Below are 3,270 nucleotides of genomic sequence, written 5' to 3'. Positions count from 1 at the left end.
GCTGGAGAATGCCGATCTCGTCGGCACCGATCTCACGCTTGCGATCCACAAGACCGTGCTGCCGGAAATCGAGAGCCGGCCGGGGCCATCGCCTTATCTGGAGAAGCTCGTGGCCGAGGGCAAGCTCGGCTTCAAGTCCGGTGAAGGCTTTCGCAAATGGACACCGGAGCAACAGCAGGCGTTGCGCGCGCAAGTCACGCAGCATCTGAAGGCGGCGCGCGCGAAGGATCGCGGCGAAGGCTGATGATACAAAGCGCGTCGGCGATGTCGACGCGCAGCTGATTGACCCGGCAACCTCTCGCGAGCAGCAAGGCTGCTGCCGAGCAATGCGGACAGGTTTAGTTTTGCGATAGCATTTCCCCTCTCCCGCTTGCGGGAGAGGGTGGCGAGCAGCCAAGCTGCGAGCCGGGTGAGGGGAAATGCGAGAAGGTCAGAAGCGCAACACCGCCCGCGCCCTTCGCCGCTCGGCAACCGATGCCGAGCGGGCGATGTGGCACCTGTTGCGAGATCGACGCCTAGGTGGCGTGAAATTCCGCCGTCAGGTGCCGATCGGTCCCTTTGTGGCGGATTTCGCTTCAATCAAAGACCGGCTTGTCGTCGAACTCGATGGCGGACAGCACGCCGAAAGCCCATCAGACACGCGACGGGATTCCTATCTGGCCGCCGAAGGCTGGCTTGTCTTGCGCTTCTGGAACAATGACGTGATGCAGAACCGAAATGGCGTGCTGGAGAGAATTGCGGAGGCAATCGCCCTCACCCGGCCCGGTCCTTCGGACCGGGCCACCCTCTCCCGCAAGCGGGAGAGGGATTAGACTAGCGCCGCCCGCACCAACCGCCGGTCACTCCTTCTGCAGCCCGATCTCCTTCACCACCTTGCCCCACGCATTGTACTGATCGCGAATATAGGCGGCGGTGGATTGCGGCGTGCCGGCGCCGTCGGAATAGAAGCCGACCTTCTGCATGCGCTCCTTCACCTCGGGGTCCTTGAGCACCTCATCAAGGGTGCGGTTCGCCTTCTCGATGATGTCGGCCGGCGTGCCAGCCGGCGCCACCAGCACGAACCAGCCGATGAAGTCGAAGCCCGGATAGGTCTCTGCGATCGGCGTCACCTGATCGAAGCCCGGCACCTTCGATGCCGAGCTTGTCGCGAGCGCGCGCAACTGCCCGCGCTGCATGAATGGCGCCGCCGATGGCACGGCGAGCATCACCACCTGCACCCGGCCGGCCACCGTGTCCTGGATCCCCTGCGGCATCGCCGTGTACGGCACCTGCGTCAGGTTCACCCCGCCCAGCTTGCTGAGCCACGCCGTCAGCATCCCGGAGAAATTACGCTGACCGTCGGTCGCGACCGACAGGCTTCCGGGCTTGGCCTTTTCCAGCGCGATCAGCTCCGGCAGGTTTTTGGCCTCGATGCTCGGATGCGCCATGACGAAGAACGGCACCCGCGCGATTGTGCCGACCGGCGCGAAATCCTTCTCGGCGTCGTAGGGCAGCGTCTTGAAGGTGTGCGGATTGGTCACGAGCGCCGCGGCGGTCGCGAACAGGAAGGTATAGCCGTCGGGCGCGGACCGCGCGGCGGCCTGCGCGCCGATCACATTGCCGCCGCCGGGTCGGTTTTCGACCACGACCTGCTGGCCGAGCGCCTTGCCGAATTTTTCGCCAATCAGGCGTGCGATAATGTCGGGCGTGCCGCCTGCGGCCTGCGTGACGATGAAGCGGATCGGCCGGTCCGGCCAGGTCTGAGCCTGCGCCTGCGCGTCACCGACAATGGCGCCCAGCAACACCAGCATCGTAAGCGCCCGAAACATCATGCTGTGACTCCCGAATTTCCCGGCACTTTTGAATGGGCCGCGTTTAGTGTCTGTACCGTAAGTCAATACGGCTGTATCGTCTATCAGCACTGCGATCGCGGCTTCAACCTGCGACGGATTTACGGAGCAACGATCGCTGGCTATAGCTTCGCGCGTCCTTTCGTCCCACCTTCCGCCGGCATTCCATTCCATGACCCGTTTCGGCCTTCGCCGCCCCAGCAGCCGATGAGCGAGACCGTAAGCGAGATCGTCGCGGCACATCTCTCCGGCGCCGCCACCCCCGAACAGACCATTCGCCGCTGCTACGAGCGCATCCGCGCCTATGACGATCCGGCGGTCTTCATCACCCTGCGCGAGGAGGCACAGGCGCTCGCCGAGGCGCGCGCGCTGATGGCCGCAGGACTGGAGGGCAAGCCGCTCTTCGGCGTGCCGGTCGCGGTGAAGGACAATATCGACGTCGCCGGCCTGCCGACCACCGCGGCCTGTCCGGCTTTCGCCTATGACGCCAGCGCCGATGCCACGGCCGTCGCGCAACTGCGGCGCGCCGGCGCCATCGTGATCGGCAAGACCAATCTCGATCAATTCGCGACCGGACTGGTCGGCGTGCGCTCGCCCTATGGCGTGCCGCGCAATCCGTTCCGCGACGACCTCATCCCCGGCGGCTCGAGCTCGGGATCGGCTGCGGCGGTCGCCGCCGGTCTGGTGCCGATTTCGCTCGGCACCGACACGGCCGGCTCCGGGCGTGTGCCGGCCGGGCTCAACAACATCGTTGGATTGAAGCCGAGCCTCGGTCTGATTTCGACCGCAGGTGTCGTACCGGCCTGCCGCTCGCTCGATTGCGTCTCGGTATTCGCGCTCACGGTGGACGATGCCTTTGCCGCGTTGCAGGTGATGGGCGTTCCCGACGCGAGCGACCCGTTTTCCCGCGCGATGCCGCTCGGCCGGCTGAGCGCAGCGCCGCATGCGATGGTGATCGCCGTCCCGGACGCCAACGGGCGCATCTTCTTCGGCGACACCAGAAGCGAGCAATCGTTCGAGACCGCGATCGCGCTGTTGCGCAACATGGGCGCCGAGATCCGCGAGATCGATGTCTCCGCGCTGCTCGAGACGGCGCGGCTCCTCTATGAGGGTCCGTGGGTTGCGGAGCGCTATGCCGCAGTCGGCGCCTTCATCGAAAGGAATCCGGACGCGGCGCATCCGGTGACGCGCCAGATCATCCTTGGCGGGGGCAAGCTCAGCGCCGCCGACACCTTCCGGTCCTTCTATCGGCTGGCGGCGCTGAAGCGAAAAGCGCTCGAGATCTTCTCCGGCATCGACGCGCTGATGGTGCCGACGGTCCCCGCCGCCTACACCGTGGCGCAGCTCGAGGCCGATCCGATCGCGCTCAACAGTAATCTCGGGACCTACACCAATTTCGTCAATCTGCTCGACCTGTGCGGCCTCGCGGTGCCGGTGTCCT

The 3,270-nt window shown here is 65.5% G+C and carries 4 protein-coding genes; 3 read left to right on the top strand and 1 reads right to left on the bottom strand.

The window, feature by feature from the left end; genetic code table 11:
* Together VN004_RS10220 and VN004_RS10215 are read left to right on the top strand one after the other, a co-directional pair.
* Nucleotides 1-244: 3-hydroxyacyl-CoA dehydrogenase family protein (locus VN004_RS10220; RefSeq protein ID WP_325609577.1), on the top strand; the 244-nt coding region annotated here is incomplete at its 5' end.
* Nucleotides 245-488: 244 nt separating this feature from the next.
* Nucleotides 489-812, top strand: coding sequence for an endonuclease domain-containing protein (locus VN004_RS10215; RefSeq protein WP_325609575.1), 324 nt, complete (start codon nt 489-491; stop codon nt 810-812).
* Between the two features lie 27 nt (nt 813-839).
* On the opposite strand, the gene VN004_RS10210 is transcribed toward VN004_RS10215, so the two are convergent.
* On the bottom strand, nt 840-1,811 hold the full coding sequence (locus VN004_RS10210; RefSeq protein ID WP_325609573.1) for a Bug family tripartite tricarboxylate transporter substrate binding protein: 972 nt from the start codon (nt 1,809-1,811) through the stop codon (nt 840-842).
* Between the two features lie 225 nt (nt 1,812-2,036).
* On the opposite strand from VN004_RS10210, the gene atzF reads away from it, so the two are divergent.
* Nucleotides 2,037-3,270 (top strand): allophanate hydrolase (gene atzF, locus VN004_RS10205; protein ID WP_325609571.1); only part of this gene is annotated, 1,234 nt, incomplete at its 3' end.

Origin of the sequence: Pseudorhodoplanes sp. (genome assembly GCF_035565855.1) — a bacterium.
In the GTDB taxonomy this organism is placed as follows: Bacteria; Pseudomonadota; Alphaproteobacteria; order Rhizobiales; family Xanthobacteraceae; genus Pseudorhodoplanes.
Note: the sequence above shows the minus strand (reverse complement) of the source record. Positions and strands in the feature narration are given on the sequence as shown.